The organism is Segatella salivae F0493, assembly GCF_000477535.1.
GTDB lineage: Bacteria > Bacteroidota > Bacteroidia > Bacteroidales > Bacteroidaceae > Prevotella > Prevotella salivae.
The window spans coordinates 110445-131119 of the sequence record NZ_AWGW01000030.1; the positions used below are offsets into that span (position 1 = coordinate 110445).

18 protein-coding genes and 1 pseudogene are annotated in these 20675 nt (G+C 38.9%); 10 read left to right on the top strand and 9 right to left on the bottom strand.

Annotated features, from left to right (window positions below; translation table 11 throughout):
• Window positions 1-264 precede the first annotated feature (264 nt).
• From HMPREF9145_RS11145 to pheS, 6 genes are all read right to left on the bottom strand, one after another.
• A complete protein-coding gene (locus HMPREF9145_RS11145) occupies window positions 265-594 on the bottom strand; it encodes a heavy-metal-associated domain-containing protein (protein ID WP_021826579.1) in 330 nt (109 codons plus the stop codon).
• Window positions 595-625: 31 nt separating this feature from the next.
• Window positions 626-1873, bottom strand: coding sequence for an efflux RND transporter periplasmic adaptor subunit (locus tag HMPREF9145_RS11150; RefSeq protein WP_036907640.1), 1248 nt, complete (start codon window positions 1871-1873; stop codon window positions 626-628).
• Window positions 1874-1901: 28 nt separating this feature from the next.
• The gene (locus HMPREF9145_RS11155) at window positions 1902-3176 is read right to left on the bottom strand and encodes a TolC family protein (protein WP_021826409.1); all 1275 of its coding nucleotides are present in this window, start codon (window positions 3174-3176) and stop codon (window positions 1902-1904) included.
• A complete protein-coding gene (locus tag HMPREF9145_RS11160) occupies window positions 3166-6726 on the bottom strand; it encodes an efflux RND transporter permease subunit (protein ID WP_021826436.1) in 3561 nt (1186 codons plus the stop codon). The genes HMPREF9145_RS11155 and HMPREF9145_RS11160 overlap by 11 nt, the downstream gene beginning before the upstream one ends.
• A 125-nt stretch (window positions 6727-6851) precedes the next feature.
• On the bottom strand, window positions 6852-7313 hold the full coding sequence (locus HMPREF9145_RS11165; RefSeq protein WP_036907565.1) for an HYC_CC_PP family protein: 462 nt from the start codon (window positions 7311-7313) through the stop codon (window positions 6852-6854).
• Between the two features lie 685 nt (window positions 7314-7998).
• A complete protein-coding gene (gene pheS / locus HMPREF9145_RS11170) occupies window positions 7999-9039 on the bottom strand; it encodes a phenylalanine--tRNA ligase subunit alpha (RefSeq protein ID WP_007133731.1) in 1041 nt (346 codons plus the stop codon).
• 194 nt (window positions 9040-9233) lie between these two features.
• Here pheS and HMPREF9145_RS11175 point away from each other — a divergent pair, with 194 nt between their 5' ends.
• The 3 genes from HMPREF9145_RS11175 to HMPREF9145_RS11185 are packed head-to-tail and all read left to right on the top strand — an operon-like array spanning window position 9234 to window position 11876.
• Window positions 9234-10088 carry a DUF4348 domain-containing protein gene (locus HMPREF9145_RS11175; RefSeq protein WP_021826475.1) on the top strand — a complete coding sequence of 285 codons (855 nt, stop codon included), beginning with the start codon at window positions 9234-9236 and terminating at the stop codon, window positions 10086-10088.
• 10 nt (window positions 10089-10098) lie between these two features.
• Window positions 10099-11112: a UDP-N-acetylmuramate dehydrogenase gene (gene murB / locus HMPREF9145_RS11180; RefSeq protein WP_021826566.1), complete on the top strand. Its 1014-nt coding sequence runs from the start codon at window positions 10099-10101 to the stop codon at window positions 11110-11112.
• Window positions 11109-11876 carry an MBL fold metallo-hydrolase gene (locus HMPREF9145_RS11185; RefSeq protein WP_021826484.1) on the top strand — a complete coding sequence of 256 codons (768 nt, stop codon included), beginning with the start codon at window positions 11109-11111 and terminating at the stop codon, window positions 11874-11876. Before murB ends, HMPREF9145_RS11185 begins: the two co-directional genes overlap by 4 nt.
• Here HMPREF9145_RS11185 and HMPREF9145_RS14060 read toward each other — a convergent pair.
• The 3 genes and pseudogenes from HMPREF9145_RS14060 to HMPREF9145_RS11200 form a co-directional block, all read right to left on the bottom strand.
• Window positions 11866-12110 (bottom strand): annotated as a pseudogene (locus HMPREF9145_RS14060) (hypothetical protein). The gene HMPREF9145_RS11185 and the pseudogene HMPREF9145_RS14060 sit on opposite strands and share 11 nt — an antisense overlap.
• 3 nt (window positions 12111-12113) lie before the next feature.
• Complete coding sequence (locus tag HMPREF9145_RS11195; protein WP_036907571.1) at window positions 12114-12464, bottom strand: phage holin family protein; 351 nt, start codon at window positions 12462-12464, stop codon at window positions 12114-12116.
• A 3-nt stretch (window positions 12465-12467) separates the two neighbouring features.
• A complete protein-coding gene (locus tag HMPREF9145_RS11200) occupies window positions 12468-12689 on the bottom strand; it encodes a YtxH domain-containing protein (protein WP_007133724.1) in 222 nt (73 codons plus the stop codon).
• Window positions 12690-12935: 246 nt separating this feature from the next.
• On the opposite strand from HMPREF9145_RS11200, the gene HMPREF9145_RS11205 reads away from it, so the two are divergent.
• The 7 genes from HMPREF9145_RS11205 (at window position 12936) to HMPREF9145_RS11235 (ending at window position 20646) form a co-directional block, all read left to right on the top strand.
• The gene (locus HMPREF9145_RS11205; protein WP_021826520.1) at window positions 12936-13421 is read left to right on the top strand and encodes an SPOR domain-containing protein; all 486 of its coding nucleotides are present in this window, start codon (window positions 12936-12938) and stop codon (window positions 13419-13421) included.
• A gap of 36 nt (window positions 13422-13457) precedes the next feature.
• Window positions 13458-13898 (top strand): Holliday junction resolvase RuvX, encoded by a 441-nt coding sequence (gene ruvX / locus HMPREF9145_RS11210; protein ID WP_007133722.1) that lies wholly within the window; start codon window positions 13458-13460, stop codon window positions 13896-13898.
• Window positions 13899-13901: 3 nt separating this feature from the next.
• Window positions 13902-14465 (top strand): peptide deformylase, encoded by a 564-nt coding sequence (gene def, locus HMPREF9145_RS11215; protein ID WP_021826545.1) that lies wholly within the window; start codon window positions 13902-13904, stop codon window positions 14463-14465.
• A gap of 8 nt (window positions 14466-14473) precedes the next feature.
• Window positions 14474-16447, top strand: a complete 1974-nt coding sequence (locus HMPREF9145_RS11220; protein WP_021826463.1) for a tetratricopeptide repeat protein — start codon at window positions 14474-14476, stop codon at window positions 16445-16447.
• An 85-nt stretch (window positions 16448-16532) separates the two neighbouring features.
• The gene (gene thrS / locus HMPREF9145_RS11225) at window positions 16533-18482 is read left to right on the top strand and encodes a threonine--tRNA ligase (RefSeq protein WP_021826416.1); all 1950 of its coding nucleotides are present in this window, start codon (window positions 16533-16535) and stop codon (window positions 18480-18482) included.
• Window positions 18483-19284: 802 nt separating this feature from the next.
• The gene (locus tag HMPREF9145_RS11230) at window positions 19285-20148 is read left to right on the top strand and encodes a sigma-70 family RNA polymerase sigma factor (RefSeq protein WP_021826509.1); all 864 of its coding nucleotides are present in this window, start codon (window positions 19285-19287) and stop codon (window positions 20146-20148) included.
• Between the two features lie 42 nt (window positions 20149-20190).
• Window positions 20191-20646, top strand: a complete 456-nt coding sequence (locus tag HMPREF9145_RS11235; protein WP_036907574.1) for a hypothetical protein — start codon at window positions 20191-20193, stop codon at window positions 20644-20646.
• Window positions 20647-20675: the final 29 nt, after the last annotated feature.

The window sequence follows — 20675 nt, forward strand, 5'->3', positions numbered from 1 at the left end:
CATTTTGTTTGGTAAAATGCAGCAAACGATAATTTAATGTTATTCATTTCAAACTATGAAATGGATGATGAAAGTTTGTCGTTTGCATTTTGATAGGGTAGAGGAATTGGTAGAATGTCTTGTCATAACATTGATTCTCAGTTGTTTTTCCTATTAATTTCGTGTTTATTTTATAGTAAATGTTGGTATAAGAACAGACCAACCATCGGATAGAGGCCGATGATAATCGTTCCTTTATGCGCCAGTTGGTCTGATATTTACTGCTTACTTACGATATTTGCAGCATCCAGGAAGTTTATTATAAGTGGCTTGTGAGGCTTTTATATTACCACTATCGTGACCTGAAGCAGCTACCGCTTTCTGCACTTTCTTTGTGTCAGTCTTGGTGTTGTCGTACACAAGGGTGAGTTTTTGCGCTTTAAGGTTCCAGGTAGCTGATAGAACTCCAGAAACTGATTTAGCCGCTTTCTCTATGCGTGGCTTACACATTTCGTTACATTTCCCGTTTACAGGGATTTCTGTTTTCACTGTTTTGGCCTGCATGGTTGCGCCCATGGCTGCAACAGCAAGCATTGTTAAAATCACTTTTTTCATTTTCTTGTTATATTAAATAAATAAAATAATGTTATTGATCCATCATACTTTCTTTGCCAGCCAGCTGTGCACTGGCATCAACAGCAAAGGTTCCATTCGTCACAATCTCTTCGCCTTCGGCCAAACCATCTGTGATGACATAGCCATTGGATAGCGAAGGACCTAATGTTACGCGTCGTAATCTGAAAGTAGGTTGTGTTTCTCCCGTGTCTTTTACATAGACGATACTTCGTTTTCCTGTCCACATCACGGCACTCTTCGGCACGACAATCTCACCGTGGTATTGCTTCATGTTGGCCACAATGTTGCCCGTCAAGGTCATTTCGGGCTTAAACCATCCACTGGCATTATTCATTTCGACGCGCACACCGGCCGTTCTACTGGAAGAGTCAATCACGGGATCGACGAAACTTACGCTGCCCGTGAACACTTTTCCAGGCATCGCTTCGGCTGTAAAGTGAATCTTTTCACCAACATGAATAAATGGTAAGTCGCTCTCATACGCTTGGAACATGGCCCAAACCTTACCGAGATTTGCAATCTTCAGCAACGCTTGTCCTTGTTTAACATAATCGCCTGGATTGATATTCTTTTCAATCACAGTGCCCGAAGTATTAGCCTTCAGTGTGGTGTAGGGGGATGCTTTACGTGTGTGAATCAGCTGATTGATCTGTGCTTGCGTGATATTCAGCAGTCTAAGCTTCTCAATAGCTGCGTCAATCAGCGGTTTCTTTTGGGGCGATGCAGGGAAGTTCACCGCTGCAATCAGTTCTTGTTCAATGGCGTATAGCGTCGGAGAATAGATCACAGCCAATGTTTGTCCACGACTAACACGGTCGCCTGGCGCATTGATCAATAGTTTCTCGATGCGTCCTTCCACGTAAGATGACTGCGTTTGTTCTAAGCGCTGATCGGGCAATATCTTTCCGAATAGGCGCACTTCTTTGTTGGTTGCTCCGCTGCCAACAACCTCTGTCTCGATATTTGCCAATGCAACGGCCTCATCACTCATCACAACAGCATTGGAATCGGTTGTTGTTGTGCTTTGCTTTTCATCGTTGACAGGGATAAGACCCATTCCACAAATGGGGCATTTCCCGGGGTGATCTTGTCTCACTTGTGGGTGCATGGAGCAGGTGTACATCGTTTTTCCTTCCGAATGTTGGTGTACATCTGTTGTGTGAGTGGTGCGGAAGAGGAGCCACCCTAATAGGAGTCCTATCGTCAGCGCAGCGGCAAACGATAGCTGGATATGTTTTTTTATGAAATCTTTCATCATCTTTTGCTTCTTTTGGTTATACATTCTTTTACTTCACATCGCGTGCAAGGAGCTGGATAGCCTCCGCCGTGATGGTGTTATATTGCGCATTGGCTTCGGCTTTTAAGAGGTCGTAGTCGATGCTTTCGCGTGTCGTTTGAAGAATATCGGTGAGCGATGTCGCCCCCGTAGCATATTCTTTTTGCATCAGTTCGAGCGTTCTGTTGAGCAAACTCACCTCACTCTCATAAAGATTCAATTTGCGTTTTATATCGTCAGCACGCTGTTCAATGCTGAGATATGTGCTTTGAAGTGCATCCAACTGACTTTGATAATTGTAGGCTGCGCTACGTTCCATGAGTTGTGCACTATGGATAGCCGACGTAATCTTTTTACGATAAATGGGGATTGTGACGCTCACCATGGGCATCACCATGTCTTTTCCGTTCATGTTGGGCATCATTGGCATGTCAACTTTCCCATTGAGCATATATTGAAGTCCCACACCTATCATGGGCATACCTTTTGCTCTAGTCTGCTCTTCTTGTGATTTAAACGCCTTTTGGATAGCCGAATACTGTGCGAGTTTGGGATTGTTTTGTTCAATCTCTGTCCAATTAAAGGTGGGCATCTGCCGTAATGGGATGGAATCGGGTAGGGACAAAGCTGCATTTGGCTGCCGATGCATCGTGATGTTGAACTGCTGTTTTTGTAAAGTCAGTTGGGTTTCAAGACTTTCCGTTTGTTCTTTCAATCGCTCCTCTTCTGCATCGAGGCGTAATTGGTCGCTCATTTTCGTGTCACGCCCTGAAGTATAGTTCTTATAAAGATAGATAGCCACCTTTTTAATATCGTTTAAAAGCGCGCGTTTCCGTTTTACAGCTTTCACCTTTTCTTGCGTTGCGAGTATGGAATACCATTGTTTCTCAACGTCGAAAGCTGTCGATAAGCTTTTTTCGCGAAACTTCTGGTAGGCCTCTTGCGCTTTATATTCCATTTGTTCGCGACCTGCTTTCAGTGTGCCAAACCATGGAAACATCTGCATAATGGTTATAGTTGCAAGCTGTTTTCCATTGACATGGTGCATCGCTTGTGGGAAAAGGGCGACACTTAGCTGTGGATCGCTCAAGACACCCGCACCTTGCGCATTGGCCATTTGCGCCTGATAGGCCTGATATTCACTCCTCAGACCGGGATTGTTGCGTATTGCTTCGGCAATATACACGGCCAAACTATCTTCTTTATTGTCTATTCCTGTCGCATAAGCACTGCCATAGCAGGCGAATAGTCCTATGCATAGGAAATATAAAATCTTATTCTTCATGCTCATTTTTGTTTGCAATCATACTTTTCTTTTGTTCACGTTTCAAGGCCGATTCACGCCACCAGCATTGGAAAACTGGCACAACAAACATTGTCATGGTCTGTATTAACATGCCGCCAAAGGTAGGAATGCTCATCGGAACCATAATATCTGAGCCCTTTCCTGTGGATGAAAGCACGGGCAATAGCGCAATAAGTGTTGTCGCAGTGGTCATTGCTGCTGGGCGAATACGCTTCATTCCGGCTTCAACAACAGCCTCGCGAATCTCTAAAGGACTATGAGGTTGTCGTTTTAAGAACACCTGATGGATGTAGGTTCCCATCAAAACACCATCGTCTGTAGCGACTCCAAAGAGTGCGATAAAGCCTACCCAAACGGCAACACTGAGGTTGATTTGCCCCATACCAAAGAGGGTTCGCATATTCACTCCCGCGATATCGAAGTTTAAAAACCAGTCTTGTCCGTAGAGCCAAATCAGGATAAAGCCGCCCGCAAAGGCTACAAAAACACCCGAGAAGTGTATCATTGAGGCCGTGACGCTTTTAAATTGGAAGAAAAGGACCAAGAAAATGAGAATCAACGCAATAGGAATGACCACCTGAAGGCGTTCTGCAGCATGAATCTGTTGCTCGTAAGTGCCCGTAAATTTATACGTGACACCCTTAGAAAGTTTAATCTTTCCATGAGCTACAAGCTCGTCAATGTGTTTTTGAGCCGCATGAACAACATCCACTTCTGCCTTATTTCCCACCTTATCAAACGTGACATAGCCCACTAAAAACGTGTTTTCACTCTGAATCATCGTCGCACCTTTGACGAAATGAAAGGTTGCCAGTTCGCCCAAAGGAATTTGTGTTCCGTCGGCTGTTGGAACGAGAATTCCGTTTAACACCTCAGGGTCGTCTCGCAATTCACGTGCATAACGCACACGAATGGGAAAACGTTCGCGCCCTTCAACGGTGCTTCCTTCTGCCATTCCACCGATAGCTGTTTCGATAACGCTTTGCACAGTCCCCACTTGAATGCCATAACGTCCGAGTTTTTCTCTGTCGAGATGAATCTCAATATAAGGTGCTCCTTCAGCACGATCGTAATACACAGAGGATGAGTTGATGTCGGGTATTGCTTTCAAAGCCTTCTCCATTTGCAAGCCTGCCTGCTCAATCGAAGCCAAATCAGGACCATATATCTTTAATCCCATAGGGGCTTTCATCCCCGTTGACAGCATCACTTGCCGGGTTGCAATGGGTTGTAGTTTCGGACTTCCCGTCAATCCCGGGAGATTAGCGGCCTTAACAATCTCTTTCCAAATGTCGTCTTCGTTTTTAATCTCGTCTCTCCACAGACGTATATAGTCGCCATTCTTGTCGCGAATGCGTTTACCATCATCGTCCAATTGGTATTCAGGTTTGTAGTTGATGGTTATCTCATACATTTGAATTGGTGCCGGGTCGAGAGCACTTTCCACACGTCCCCATTTGCCAACAACCGATTCTACTTCGGGAATGGCCTTTATACGCTGGTCCAAAATCTTGCAATTCTGTATGTTTTCTTCAACGCCACTGTGCGGCATACTTGTGGGCATGAGCATGAAAGTGCCTTCATCTAAGGTGGGCATAAACTCACTTCCCGTCTTCGTCCAAATTATTCCGCCGGCAATCAGGGTCAATATGGGGATGGACATAAACTTCCATCGGTGGTTTAAACACCAGCGAAGGATTTGCTCATACTTGAGCACCAGAAGCCAAAGGATAGATAGGATAGCCCCCACCGTAACGATAACAAACAGTAAATTGAGTAACATTCCATTCTGTGGGCCTAAAGGAAGCCAAACACTTGAAAGCTCATAGGTAGCTAAAAGCACCACAATGGTGATAATCAGCATGTTGGTGCTGACCGTCCAATGCCTGATTTTGAAAGTGCGCGGCACTCGCTTTTTGAAGACTTTCAATGCCCATCGTTTTGGAATCCTTAGTGAGAAAATCCAGTAAGCTAACGTCGGGAGGATTAAAATGCCTAAGAGCAGGGCCGATAATAGTGCAAAAGTCTTTGTGAAAGCTAACGGATGAAACATCTTTCCCTCTTGTGCCTGCATGGCAAATACGGGTAGAAAGCTGATAATCGTAGTGCCCATGCCCGTCATAACCGCCCCCGAAACCTCATGAACAGCATTCAAAATCAATGCTTCTAATTGCTTACCGCGGGCATGGGGAGCAGTACTCAGATGACGAACCACATTTTCCATGAACACAACCCCTACGTCAACCATCACACCAATGGCTATAGCGATACCACTGAGTGCCACGATATTGGCCTCAATCCCTAAGAGTTTCATGACGATAAACGTGGTTAATACCGCCAAAGGCAGCATAGTTGCAATCACGAAAGAGGCGCGTAGGTTGAGCACCAGGATAAGAACAACAATGATACAGATGAGGATTTCGTGCATCAGTGAGCTTTCGAGTGTGCCAATCGTCTCTTTAATCAATCTGGTACGGTCGTAAAAAGGCACGACGGTGACGCGTGATGTAGAACCGTCTTTCAACGTTTTTTCAGGCATGCCTCCTTGCATTTCGGCAATCTTTGCTTTCACATTGTTGATAACTTCCATGGGATTACTGCCGTTACGTGCCACGACAACGCCGCCCACAGCCTCTTGCCCTTCCTTGTCAAGTCCGCCACGTCTGTCACCAGGGCCAAACGAAACCTTAGCCACATCCTTAACTCTCACGGCCACACCATGGCGATCTGTGATGGCGGCCTCTTCCAAATCTTTCAGCTTTTTGACGTAGCCGAGGCCACGAATCAAATATTCTGCGCGGTTCACTTCCATTGTCCCCGCGCCTACATCGATATTCGAATTCTTCACAGCCAACATGACTTGTACGAGATTCAGGCCGTAAGCGCGCATGGCTTCGGGATTAAGATCAACCTGATATTCTTTCACATAACCACCTACTGAGGCCACTTCGCTGACCCCTTCGGCCGAACTTAATTGGTATCTTACATAGTAATCTTGAATGGTTCTCAATTCCTGAGGATCCCAACCGCCGGCAGGTTTCCCCGTTTTGGGGTTTCGTCCTTCGAGCGTATACCAATAAATTTGGCCTAATGCCGTGGCATCTGGCCCGAGTGTTGGTTTCACTCCTTCGGGCAATAAACCGGCAGGAAGCGAGTTAAGTTTTTCCAAAATGCGTGACCGGCTCCAATAAAAGTCGACATCCTCATTAAAGATAATATAGATAAACGACATGCCGAACATCGACGATGACCGAATGGTCTTGACGCCGGGAATTCCTAACAATGCCGTTGTTAGGGGGTATGTGACTTGCTCTTGAATGTCTTTAGGCGAGCGTCCCATCCAATCTGTTGCGATAATCTGTTGGTTATCACCGATGTCAGGGATAGCATCTACAGCCACAGGATTGCGTGGAATGAGACCGCTATGCCAGTTAAAGGGGACAGTAGACAGCCCACCTATTATAATTAATATCAACACAAGCGCCGTGATTAAACGGTTGTGAAGAAAGTATCCAATAATTTTTTGCATTGAATGTACTTGTTATTTAACGACCTCACCCGTGCTAAAGACTCATCAAAAGAAAAGCATCGCCCAATCGTATCTGCACGATTTGTCTCTTTTCTTGTGAAAATCAAACTTTCGGTTCGGTCAAATTATACCATAGATAAATGTTGAAACGAAATCCGTTTCATCGTAGGAGGTGCCCGAAGTCCGCCATACGGAAGGTAAAGGCAGCCCAAGTAGGAGTTAACATACGCATAAGCGTTGCTGTTGCTGCCCTCCTCTGCAGGTATAAAATTAAATAATAAGTAATCAAAGTTGATGGTTACGCCATGAAACCAATCGTTGGCCAGGAGCAAAGGATGTACCTGTGGCGTGCTGCTTTGCATGAATTGCTGGTGCAGCTGGTAATGATGCGCGACATGTTTACACATCGGACAGCCAGTGTTCTCGTTGCAACAATCAGCCATTTTCTGTCCGGCTTCGGTCTTAAAATGAATGCCATTCACGGTCATGCCTACCAGTTCACTATCGCAATAGTGAATATTCACGTTTACTCCCGACACACTCATCAGGAAAAACAGCAGCATGATGATGGATAGCATACGCCTCATTATTGTGCAAAATTAAATATTTTGATTTGGTAAATATAAAAAATCATTTCTTTTTTTTAATTTATTAACTGGGAAAGTCAATTTGTTATAGGATATACCTTGTATTATTTACTTTGTTAACTTCAAGTAAATATGCCGAATATTTTTCTTCATTTAAGTGTTGCTTGTTTTGGAGTAGGATGTTGTTTTTATAAATTTTGTATTGTCAAACAGACGATTTCTAAGTGTTAGATGCATGATGTAGAGTCTATGTACTATGGCTTTTAAAACATAAATCATAGTTATTGCAAAGAGTATTTAGCGCTTAATCTATACAATTAGCGAATGTATGTAATATGCTTTAATTCAATAAGTTATATTTTTTATATTGAATCAAATAATAAACTCATTGAGATTGCATGATAATCTCTATTAAATGACTGAGTGAATGCTATTACTTTACTATACAATTTCTATCGTTTTAAAATTTCAATAAGATGTAGTTGATGTAAAGTGTGGATTATTTATTGGTATTAATGGTTGTATTTTTGTGCATTATTAGTTTTCAAAGCATCATTCTTTTGACATATTCTATCCGTTTAGATTCATGGAATCATAAAAAAGAATAACCCTTTGATGAGGATTATTCTTTTATATTATGTCTTATAGTGTTTGACAATATTCTGTCAAATACCTAATTTCTATGTTAATGTACAGTTTCAAATTCTTTTAAGAAACGTGTATCATTCTCAGAGAATAGCCTTAGATCACTCACCCGATATTTGAGATTGGTTATTCGTTCAACTCCCATTCCAAAGGCATATCCTGTATATTCTTTACTGTCTATTCCACAAGCTTCAAGTACATTGGGGTCAACCATTCCACAACCTAAGATTTCTACCCAACCTGTTTGTTTGCAGAAGCTGCACCCTTTTCCTCCACAGATATGGCAAGAGATATCCATTTCTGCACTTGGTTCAGTAAAAGGGAAGTAGCTTGGGCGTAGACGAATCTTGGTTTCTGGCCCAAACATCTCACGAGCGAAGGTGAGAAGAACTTGTTTAAGGTCTGTAAAGCTGACATTTTTATCAACATACAATCCTTCAACTTGATGGAAGAAACAATGCGCACGAGCGCTGATAGCTTCATTTCTATATACACGTCCTGGACAAAGAATACGGAAAGGAGGCTTGTGAGTCTCCATAAAGTGTGACTGATCTCCAGAAGTATGGGAACGCAACAGAATGTTCTTTGTTACATCATTCGGATCACTTTGTTCGATGAAGAAAGTGTCTTGCATGTCGCGTGCAGGATGATCTGCGGCGAAATTTAACATGGTAAATACATGCTTATCATCATCAATTTCAGGGCCATCTGCCATGACAAAGCCCATGCGTTGAAAGATATCAATAATTTTATTCGTAACAATTGTTAGAGGATGTCGTGTCCCTAAGCGAATAGGGTAGGCTGTTCTTGTTAGGTCAATGTCAGCCCCTTCAGTCTGATTTTCGTCAAGTTGTTCTCTCAAACTATTGATTTTATCGGTAACAGTCTTCTTTAACTCATTAATTTTAATACCGATATTCTTCTTTTCATCAGCTGCAACATTGCGAAAATCAGCCATAAGAGCATTAATTTCTCCCTTCTTACTGAGATATTTTAATCGCAATTGCTCAACATCTTCTGCATTCTTTGCAGACAAATTGCTAACTTCTTTGAGAAGTTCTTCTATTTTCTCTAAAAGCATATACTTGTTAAAAACGTTTTTAATTCATTCAACACAGCGCAAAGTTACGTATTTTATTGGGAAAAAAAAAGTGCAAAATGATATTTTTGTACTTGCTTTTTATTTTTATCTTTGTTTGTTGTTATAATCGAAATAAAGTTGTATTTTTGCATTGAATTTGTAATTTAACAAATTTAGACATAATTAAAATAGGTATGAGAAGGTTTACTTTAGCTTTTGTTTTTATATTTGTTGTGATAACAGCTTGTATTACTACCACGGGATGTACAGACAAAAAAGCATCTCCAACGGATAGTACTACGATTGATTCTATGCAGAAAGACTCAACATCTGCTGATACAATGGAAGCTTTAATGATAGAACAACCTATGCCAAAAGCTGCCGATGAACTTTTTGATGACTTCTTTTTTAACTTTGCAGCAAATAGGAAACTACAACGTAAACGAATTCATTTTCCTTTGCCAGTATATACAGATGGGAAAGTCATTAAAACGATTGCAAAGAATGAATGGAAGATAGATAACTTCTTCATGAGGCAGGATTTCTATACTTTAATCTTTGATAATATCAAACAAATGCATGTAGTTAAGGATACAACTATTAGCCATGTTGTTGTTGAAAAAATATATTTTAAGACGAAAAACGTTAAACAATATCTTTTTAATCGCATCAATGGTGAGTGGATGTTGACTTCAATCAACTATAAACATATGTATCAAAACTCTAATGCTTCATTCTTGAAGTTTTATCAACGTTTTGCTGTTGATTCTGCATTCCAGGTGAAGAGTGTTCATGATCCTTTAATTTTTGTTGGCCCAGATCCTGATAATGATTTTACGACAACATCTGGAACGTTACTCCCAGAGCAATGGCCTTCTTTCGCACCACAGCTTCCTCATGGCTTGATATATAATATTATATATGGTCAGAAGTACACGGAGAGTGACCAAAAGATTTTTGTTATGCGAGGAATTGCAAATGGATTGGAAACAGAGTTGACATTTAAGCGCCATAAAGGAAAATGGATGTTGACTAAACTTTCAATGTAAGGAGTCTGTTATGAAAGATATAAGGGATTATGGTTTATTAGAACATAATACGTTTGGAATAGCTGCTTCTTGTAAAAGGTTTCTGGAATATTCTTCTATTCAAGAGGCTGTTGACTTAGTTTCTCAATTGAATGAAGAGGATAGGCCATTATTAATAATAGGTGCAGGGAGTAATCTTTTATTAAAAGGTGATTATTCTGGAACAGTTATTCATTCGGCTATACATGGTATTGAAGTTAAACAGACAGGCAATGATTATTTCCTTCGTTGTGGTTCTGGAGAGCTTTTTGATAACATAGTGGCTTATGCTGTTGCGCATAGATACTATGGTTTAGAGAACTTATCACTTATTCCTGGCGAAGTAGGGGCCAGTGCTGTTCAGAATATCGGTGCTTATGGTGTTGAGATAAAAGACTTTATACATTCGATTGAAGCTGTAGAAATAGAGTCAGGGAAACTCATTTGTTTTTCAAATGAAGATTGTCAGTATGGTTATAGGCAGAGTAAATTCAAGCATGAATGGAGAGATAAGTATCTCATTACAGCTGTTACATATCGACTCTCAAGTCTTTTTGAACCGCATTTAGATTATGGGAATATTAAGATCAAGCTTGTAGAGAAGCAAATAGAGAAGCCAACTGCAGAACAATTGCGTAATATTATTATTGAGATTCGTCAAGAAAAGCTACCTGATCCAAAGGTGACGGGGAATGCAGGAAGTTTCTTTATGAATCCAATTGTAGATGAAAAGAAATACAAACAGTTGCTTTCTGATTATCCACAAATGCCTTTTTATCGAGTATCGCAAAATGAATATAAAATTCCGGCGGGTTGGATGATAGAACAATGCGGTTGGAAAGGTAAGGCTTTGGGAAAGGCTGCTGTCCATGACAAACAAGCTTTGGTGTTGATAAACCTTGGGGGAGCCACGGGAAAAGATATTGTAACATTATGTGAGACCATTCAGCGTGATGTGCAAAAACGCTTTGGTATATGGATTAATCCTGAGGTTAATATTCGATGAAAGTAACTCTTTTGGGCACAGGTACATCACAAGGAGTTCCTGTTTTAGGTTGTAATTGTGAAGTTTGCAAAAGTAATAATCCTCATGATCATAGATTTCGAACCTCAGCTTTAATAGAAACTGCTTCAACACGAATTCTGATTGATTGTGGACCAGACTTTAGAATGCAGATGTTGGCACAGCCTTTTCGTAAAATTGATGCTGTTCTGTTAACACATATTCATTATGATCATGTTGGAGGAATAGACGATTTAAGACCTTTTTGTCGTTTCGGAGATATCAATATCTATTCAAATACTGATGTCGTTAATGGCTTAAAACATAATATGCCGTATTGTTTTCCGGAGAAAGGAGATTTATATCCTGGAGTACCAAGGCTTATTTTACATGAGATCAAACCTCATGTTAGATTTAGTATTGGTGATATTGAGGTTATGCCGATAACGGTAATGCATGATAAATTACCAATCTTGGGATATAGGATAGGTAAACTTGCTTATATCACTGACATGAAAAATATAGAAGAAAAGGAACTTGAATATCTATCAGGGATTAGTGTTTTGGTCATTAATGCATTGCGATGGAAACGCGAACATCATAGTCATCAATTGGTGGATGATGCCATTTCTTTCGCAAGAAAGTTAGGGGTTAAGAGAGTGATTCTCATTCATATGACACACGAAATAGGCCTACATGCAAAGGCAAACCTATTACTTCCTTCAGGAATTCAACTTGGTTTTGACGGAGAAACGATTATCGTCTAAACTTCCTATAAAGCTTCCAGCCTAAGATTGCACCATCAATTATGCCTGCTCCTGTATTAATGAAGCTTGTGATTCTTTTTGATGGTGAAGAGTTTCTGTCAAAGATGTCGGATGGTTTGAATAGGCTATGCCATAGTATTCCTATTTTTTTTCATCCTCTAATATAGCATTACGTATAATCTCTTTACGTAATTTTATATCGTTAAGTGATTGACATTCTTTGATTGTTTCCATAAATTACTTGCTAAAAAAGAGTTGAGCTAAGAAGCGAACTAATGGTTTTTCTATCCATTGATGTCTGAAAATGACGCAAAGGATAAGCATAAATAGATAGCAACATCCAACAATGGAGAATGCTGCAACGGTGCCTACGCAGCTACTTAAAAGAAAAGCGGCTGCAAAACTGAGATAGATAAGGGCCAGTATTACTAATACAACGATTATAGCAGAGATTGTAACTGCTGTAATAAGGTGCACAATTTTTTCCACTACATCAAGCTTCATAGATTCTTTTTGAAGCTCGATGTAATGTTTTAGCACCTCAACGAGTTGCCCTATAGTCTCAATATTTCTGTCGTTTGAGAACATATCTTATTCTGCTACAGCATCAGGTGCGATATCTTTGATGTCATCAATCAAGTCATCTACCTCTTTGCGTGTAAGTTTTATGTTATGTCTTTTGCAGAAATCATCTACAGCATCTGTAATCTTTGAGCGTGTGTCAGTACCTTTTTCCGGAGCCATTAATAGACCTAATGCAGCACCTGCAATTGCGCCACCTAAGAAAGCTCCAATGTAACCTAAAGTCTTCATAATCTTAAAATTAAATTATACAATTGTAAAATGTTTCTTGAAGTATTTTGAATAACATCTTGAATACATACGCAAATATAGAGAAAGTTTGTTGATTGAACAAGAAAAGCGTTGTCAATTTTTATTAATTATTGATGATTTGTTTGATTTAACAAACTTTATGCACAAAAGTCTCGCGTATTTGTGATATATTTTATATTTTCGCATGAGGAAAAATAAGTCTAATTTCTAATAAATAAGAGGATTATGAAAAAAACTTTAGTATTATGTATAAGTTTCAGTGCAGCTTTAGCATTTACAAGCTGTAAGTCAAGTGAGAGTGCTTATAGGAAAATGTATGATAAAGCTAAAGCGCAAGAAGCATCACAACAAAACGAAGCAGAAACGACTTCACCGGTTGTAACGCCTCTCGAACAGAAGTCAGCAAATGAAGCTACTGTTATGGATAATGTTGATAATGCAGTTGTTCGTCAAGAGAATTTCTCAGTAGTAAGTGGTCCTGAGGTGAAGAGCTTTGGTGTTGTTGTTGGTTCTTTCTCTTTGAAAGCTAATGCAGAAGGGCTGCAAAGAACATTGAAGGGTGCTGGATATGATGCTTCTATCGTGTTTAATAGTGAAAGAAGCATGTATCGAGTTGTTGCATCTTCTTTCAATAGTAAAGCTGATGCGGTAAGAAGTCGTGATGCTTTGCGTAGTAGATATGCTGATGCATGGTTGCTATTTAAGAAATAATAAATTGTAGTTCTCTTTGGAGAATTACCTATTTATATGGCGCGTATACTTTCTATAGATTACGGTAAAAAGCGTACGGGATTGGCAGTGACTGATTCTTTGCAAATTATTGCAAATGGATTAGCCACTGTTTCTACGTCAATATTGATTGATTTTCTTAAGGACTACATTGCAAAAGAAACTGTTGAGTTGATAGTTATAGGCCGGCCTGTTAAGCCAGATGGTACCCCAAGTGAGAACCTAGCACGTGTAGAACAGTTTGTAAATCGATGGCGTAAGCTCATGCCTAAAGTTCCTATAGAATATTATGATGAACGTTTTACCTCAGTTATTGCCCATAAAGTTGTTTTAGATAGTGGTATAAAGAAGAAAGCAAGAAGAGAAAGGAAAGGCTTAGTAGATGAGATTTCTGCAACAATTATCTTGCAAGACTTCATGCAGTATAAACGTTCCATGTTATATAGACAAAAAGATTAATTAATGATATTACCTATATATATATATGGTCAGCCTGTATTGAGGAAGGTGGCCCAAGACATTTCTCCTGATTATCCTCAACTAAAAGAACTAATATCAGATATGTTTGAGTCGATGGAGGCAAGTAATGGTGTTGGTTTAGCAGCCCCACAAATTGGGAAAGATATTCGAGTTGTTGTTATTGATCTTGATGTATTAAGTGATGATTTCCCAGAATATAAAGGCTTTAGAAAGGCTTTTATAAATGCGCATATCCTTGAAGTTGACGATGATTCACCAAAAGAGACACTGGAAGAAGGTTGTCTTTCCTTGCCAGGGTTATCTGAAAAAGTTACTCGTCCAACTCGAATTCATGTAAAATATCAAGATGAAGATTTTGTAGAACATGATGAATGGGTTGAAGGTTATTTGGCTCGTGTGATGCAGCATGAATTTGATCATCTTGAAGGGAAGATGTTTATAGATCGTATTCCGCCTTTGCGTAAACAGATGATTTATAGTAAACTTAAAGCGATGTTAAAGGGTAAGTTCCGTTGTGCTTACCGAACTAAGGTGGCACATAAATAAAATTGTAAATGCATAAGCGTCTGTTGATATTATTTGCATTCATATTTATTGTGTGTATTCCTGGATATTCACAGTATAATACTGAACGTTTACTTGATGTTAGTGCTACAGCTTTGGACAATAAAGATTATGTTGTAGTCATTCAGTATTGTAATAATATCATATCTAACAGACCTTATCTTTATAAAGCTTGGTTTTATCGGGGTATCGCAAAGCAAAGTTTAGGAGATTATACTGGAGCAGAAGATGATTTTAATCATGCGATTAAACTAAATCCTTACGTTCATGAATTGTTACGTGAACGTGCTAATAATCGAATGAATCTACGATTGTTTTCACAGGCAGATCAAGATTATGGCAAAGCAATTGAATTGAGTCCTGATAATAAAGAATATTGGTTTAATCGTGCGTTGGCCCGATTCTATCAACATAAGATTAAACAAACACGTCAAGACCTTTATTATATATTAAAGCGATGGCCTTCTTTACCGAACGCCTATGCATTGATGACAGAGACCTATTTGAGTGCCAATGACTCCTTACAAGCACGTAAGTGGGTAGAAAAAACGCTTAAGATTAATCCGTATGATGGTAACTCTTGGTCCATATTAGGACGGCTGAATCTTAGACAGAATAATTGGAAGAGGGCCGAACAGGCATTTAGTCAAGCAATCCATTACACTCCAAACGTGGTGAATAACTACACTTATCGTGCCATGTGTCGTGTTAATTTGAATATGCTCCGGCAAGCAATGGAGGACTTCAATAAGGCTATAGAGATGGATCCTAATAGTTTTCTTGCACACTATAATCGTGGACTTTTGGGGATGACAGTAGGCGATGATAATAATGCAATCAAAGACTTTAGTTATGTATTACGACTCGAACCAAATAATCTTCAGGCTCGATATAATCGTGCATTATTATTGGATAGAGTAGGAGACTATCGTAGTGCTATTGCTGATTATTCTCGTGTTATCGCGCAATTCCCTAATTTTTGGTCTGGTCTTCTCAGCCGAGCTAAATGCTATCGCCATTTAGGAATGAATGCTAAAGCCGAACTTGATGAGTTTCAAGTACTAAAGGCTCAAATGAATAAACATTTGGGAATTCAGCAGCGTTGGAGTAAAGAAAAGCTGCGCCAGGTAAGGAAAATGAATGACTTTGATATTGAAAAATATGATCAATGGATAGTACTCAACGACGAAATATCTACGCCTCAGTATTCAAGTAAGGTTCGAGGATACATTCAAAATCGTGAGGTCTCGTTTGATTATATGCCTCTTTATGGTTTATCTCTTCAGTCTTATTCAAATGGAATCAGTGAGTTTCAGATTTCATATAAGTCTGTTGATGCATTCAATCTTCGCAAATCAGTTTCCTCCAAATTATATATTTCTTGTCGAATCTCTCCTTCTGAAGCGCATCAGACAAAACATTTCTTTCAGTTAATAGAACAATTAAATTCACAAGTTCAAAACACTTCTCATTCATCAGTCTTACCAACGTTACTCTTACAACGTGCAGTTGCCTATTCTACAATATATAATTATGAAGCTGCTTTGAATGATTTGGATGCTTGTTTAGAACAGGATTCAACCTTATCTTTGGCTTATTGGCAGCGTGCTGTATGCAATTTGGCCATGCAAAAAAATAAAACTTTAACGTTGTCTAATGACTTGTCTTATAAAAAGATTATTGATGATTTACAATGTTCACTCTCTCTTGACACAGAGAATGCTTATATACTATATGATTTAGGTACTGTTTATGCGTTATTAAAAGATTATACAAAGGCAAAGGTATATTATGATAGAGCTACTAAACTCAATAGTAAAATTGCTGAAGTATATTATAATCGTGGATTAACCGATATGGCTTTGAATCATAAATCAGAGGCTTTAAGAGATTTAGGTGTTGCAGGCGAGCTTGGACTCTATGATGCTTATGCTTTGATTAAACAGATTTCTATGCATAAATAATGATTTTTGTATTTCATTATTTTGTCATTTCATACAATTAAAGTAACTTTGCCATAACATTTGATTTATAAAACTAATTTGTAGTATGGTTAAAATCACGTTCCCAGATGGTTCTGTTCGTGAGTATGAACAGGGCGTAACTGGTTTACAAATCGCTGAGAGTATTTCACCGGCTCTCGCTCGCAACGTTGTATCTTGTGGGGTTAATGGTGAAACTGTAGAACTAAATCGTCCGATAAATGAAGATGCAAATTTCACACTTTATAAGTTTGAGGACGAGGAAGGCAAACGAACATTCTGGCATACATCAGCACATCTTTTGGCAGAAGCATTGCAAGAGTTATATCCTCAGATACAGTTTGGCTTTGGTCCTGCTGTTGAAAATGGTTTCTTTTATGATGTAATGCCTGCAGAAGGACAAGTAATTTCAGAGAATGACTTTGCTAAAATAGAAGCAAAGATGCTTGAGTTGGCAAAGAAAGATGAACCAGTTGTACGTAAAGAAGTATCTAAAGCAGAGGCATTAAAAGAGTTTAAGGCTGATGGTCAGACATATAAATGTGAGCATATTGAACAAGATCTTGAAGACGGAACAATAACAACTTATACACAGGGTAACTTTACTGATCTATGTAGAGGGCCTCATTTGATGTCAACAGGTGCAATTAAAGCTGTTAAGTTAACAAGCGTAGCAGGTGCCTTTTGGCGTGGAGATGCCGAGCGTGAACAAATGACTCGTATCTATGGTATAAGCTTTCCGAAGAAGAAAATGCTTGATGAATATCTCGTAATGTTAGAGGAAGCAAAGAAGCGTGACCATCGAAAGATTGGAAAAGAGATGGAACTTTTCATGTTCTCTGACCGTGTAGGTAAAGGACTCCCAATTTGGTTACCGAAGGGAACTCAATTGCGTTTGCGTCTTCAAGAATTACTACGTAGCCTCTTACGTCCATATCATTATCAGGAAGTTATTACTCCTGGAATTGGTGGAAAGAGTCTATATGTAACTTCAGGTCACTATGCTCATTATGGTAAAGATGCGTTCCAACCTATCCATACTCCTGAAGAAGATGAGGAATATATGCTCAAACCAATGAATTGTCCTCATCATTGTGAAGTTTATGCACGCAAGCCTCGTTCTTACAAAGACCTTCCTTTAAGAATTGCAGAGTTTGGAACCGTATTTCGTTATGAAAAGAGTGGTGAGCTGCATGGATTGACTCGAGTTCGTACTTTCACGCAAGACGATGCGCATATATTCGTTAGACCTGATCAAGTTAAATCTGAGTTTGAGACGAATATTGATATTATTTTGAAAGTATTCAAGACGTTCCATTTCGACAACTATGAAGCACAAATTTCTCTTCGTGATCCAAAAGACAAAGAGAAATATATTGGTTCTGACGAGATTTGGGAGGAAAGCGAAAATGCGATTCGGGAAGCTTGCAAGGAAAAAGGACTTGTTGCACACGAAGAGATAGGTGAAGCTGCCTTCTATGGACCTAAGCTTGACTTCATGGTTAAAGATGCTATTGGACGTAAATGGCAGCTGGGTACCATTCAGGTTGATTACAATTTACCAGCTCGTTTCAAGTTAGAGTATACTGCAGAAGATAATACAAAGAAGACTCCTGTAATGATTCATAGAGCTCCTTTCGGCTCTCTTGAACGTTTTACTGCAGTGCTAATAGAGCACACTGCTGGTCATTTCCCATTGTGGCTCACACCAGATCAGGTGGCAATATTGCCAATTTCAGAGAAATATAATGATTATGCGAAGCAGGTAGGGCAGTACTTTGATACAGTGGGCGTACGTTCTGTTATTGACGATCGCAATGAAAAGATTGGTCGTAAGATTCGTGATAACGAGTTGAAACGTATTCCATATATGGTAATTGTCGGTGAAAAAGAAGCTGCAGAAGGCCTTGTTTCTATGCGAAAACAAGGTGGAGGTGAGCAAGCTACCATGAAGATGGAGGAATTTGCAAAGCGTATTAATGACGAAGTTGCAGATCAATTGAAGACTTTAGACTAACTATCATTCGGATAGTTTCTAAGAACAGAGAAGGGTGTTCCTTATCTGTTATAAGATGAAAAAGGGTAGGAAACATTGTATATTATGATACTTTGTTTACCTACCCTTCTTATTTATATCAATTTTGGGGTGAAGTTTGCTTGCTTATAAATATTTGTCATATTGTTATATAATAGAGATAAAGTTCGTATTCTCTCTTTTGGATGGGATTATATATATCTATGGTTACTTGTAAATATAGTGTTTGATTCCTTGTTGATTGTCAGATAATTATTTATTTTTTATTAAACCATAAATTTATCTATTGAATTTCCTTTTGTATTTTGAATGAGTTTAGCGATTGTTTGCTATCATTTTACAGTGTAAAATGATTCAAATAACTCACTGATTTGACACACTTTGTTTGGGTGGTTCTCTTGTTTCTTGTTTTTCTTGAATTAGAATGGTCTAATAAACTTCATTTTCTTTACTTCTCAAATTTATTAATTCCATTAAACGAACGTTATCATTCAGAAGATTTATTTACATGTTTTTCTTCTATAAAGTTGGTTGTTATTTTTCTTTGGAAGCACATTTATCAACTCTATTTCATGTGGTTTAATCATGTCAACAGGTCGTTATGTGTTTCAATGTAGGCCTTTCTAATTATGTGTATAAATCATAATGGAAAATGTTTTGATTATCTTTTTTGTTCCTATTTAGTTGAAATATAAAGCATTTTTTAAGAGATAAAAGCGAAAAAAAATTTGCATGGAATATAAAAAAACTGTATTTTTGCGAAGAGAAAGATTTTTAACACTTAATGAGGCAACTGAAAATCACAAAATCAATCACTAATCGTGAATGTGCTTCGCTTGATAAATATCTGCAAGAGATAGGTCATGAAGACCTTATTTCTGTTGAAGAAGAAGTTGAGTTGGCGCAGAAGATAAAGCGTGGTGATCGTCGTGCATTAGAGAAACTAACGCGCGCAAATCTTCGTTTTGTAGTTTCTGTTGCCAAACAATATCAGAATCAGGGACTGAGTTTGCCTGATTTAATCAATGAAGGCAATTTAGGTTTGATAAAAGCAGCTGAGAAGTTTGACGAAACTCGTGGGTTTAAGTTTATTTCTTACGCTGTATGGTGGATTCGACAAAGCATTCTTCAGGCAATAGCCGAACAGAGTCGTATTGTTAGATTACCGTTAAATCAAGTTGGTTCTGTTAACAAAATAAAGCGTGTTCTCAATAAGCTTGAGCAGGAGAATGAGCATTTTCCAACCATCGAAGAGATTGCTGCGAAGGTTGATATACCAGAAGAAAAGGTAGCAGATGCTATCAAATCGAATGGTAAACATGTGTCGGTGGATGCACCTTTTGCAGAGGGAGAGGAGAACAGTCTTTTAGATATACTGCCAAATTCCAATGCACAAATGGCCGATAATGTACTTGTGCAGGAGTCTTTACGTGATGAAATATCAAGTGCTCTAAAGTCTTTGAACGAACGAGAACGTAATATTATTGAGGCATTCTTTGGAATTAATCAAGCAGAAATGACGCTTGAGGAGATTGGAGATAAGTTTGGTTTAACGCGAGAACGTGTGCGGCAGATTAAAGAGAAGGCTATACGCAGGTTACGAAATAACTCGAAGAATAAAAGTTTAAAAGCCTATCTTGGACAATAAACAATTTACTCTTGCGTTATTAATAATAAAATTAAAAGGTAAATGAGATTGAAAACATTATTTGTTACAGTGTGTGCTTTCTTTGTGTGCACCACTGCTTTTGCGGGAAATAACAAGGTGTATCTTTATGGTTTTGCCGCTTCATTCAATGATTCTACAGTTTATTTCACCGATATTCAAGAGGTAGATTCAGCTGTTATTGATAGAAGTGGGTTCTTGTATGGACGCGATAGTTACTCTTATCAGTTAAAGGATTATCTTGCATCAATAGGATTTGAACATGCCACATGCGTTACATTATGGGATACAAAACGTGATGCCGTTGAAAAGAAATTCCAGAAATTGAGAGACAGATATGCTATTATTCCTGGTAAGCAGGGCTCAAAGAAACCAATTTATAACGTAAAATATCTTACAACGGATGAGTTTAAGTATCAACCTGTCATTCCAGATGAGAATCAGGTTGTGGCACCAGTGAAGAAAAGTAAACGGAAATAATTTTAGTTTTACTATCTTCCGCCAACCTT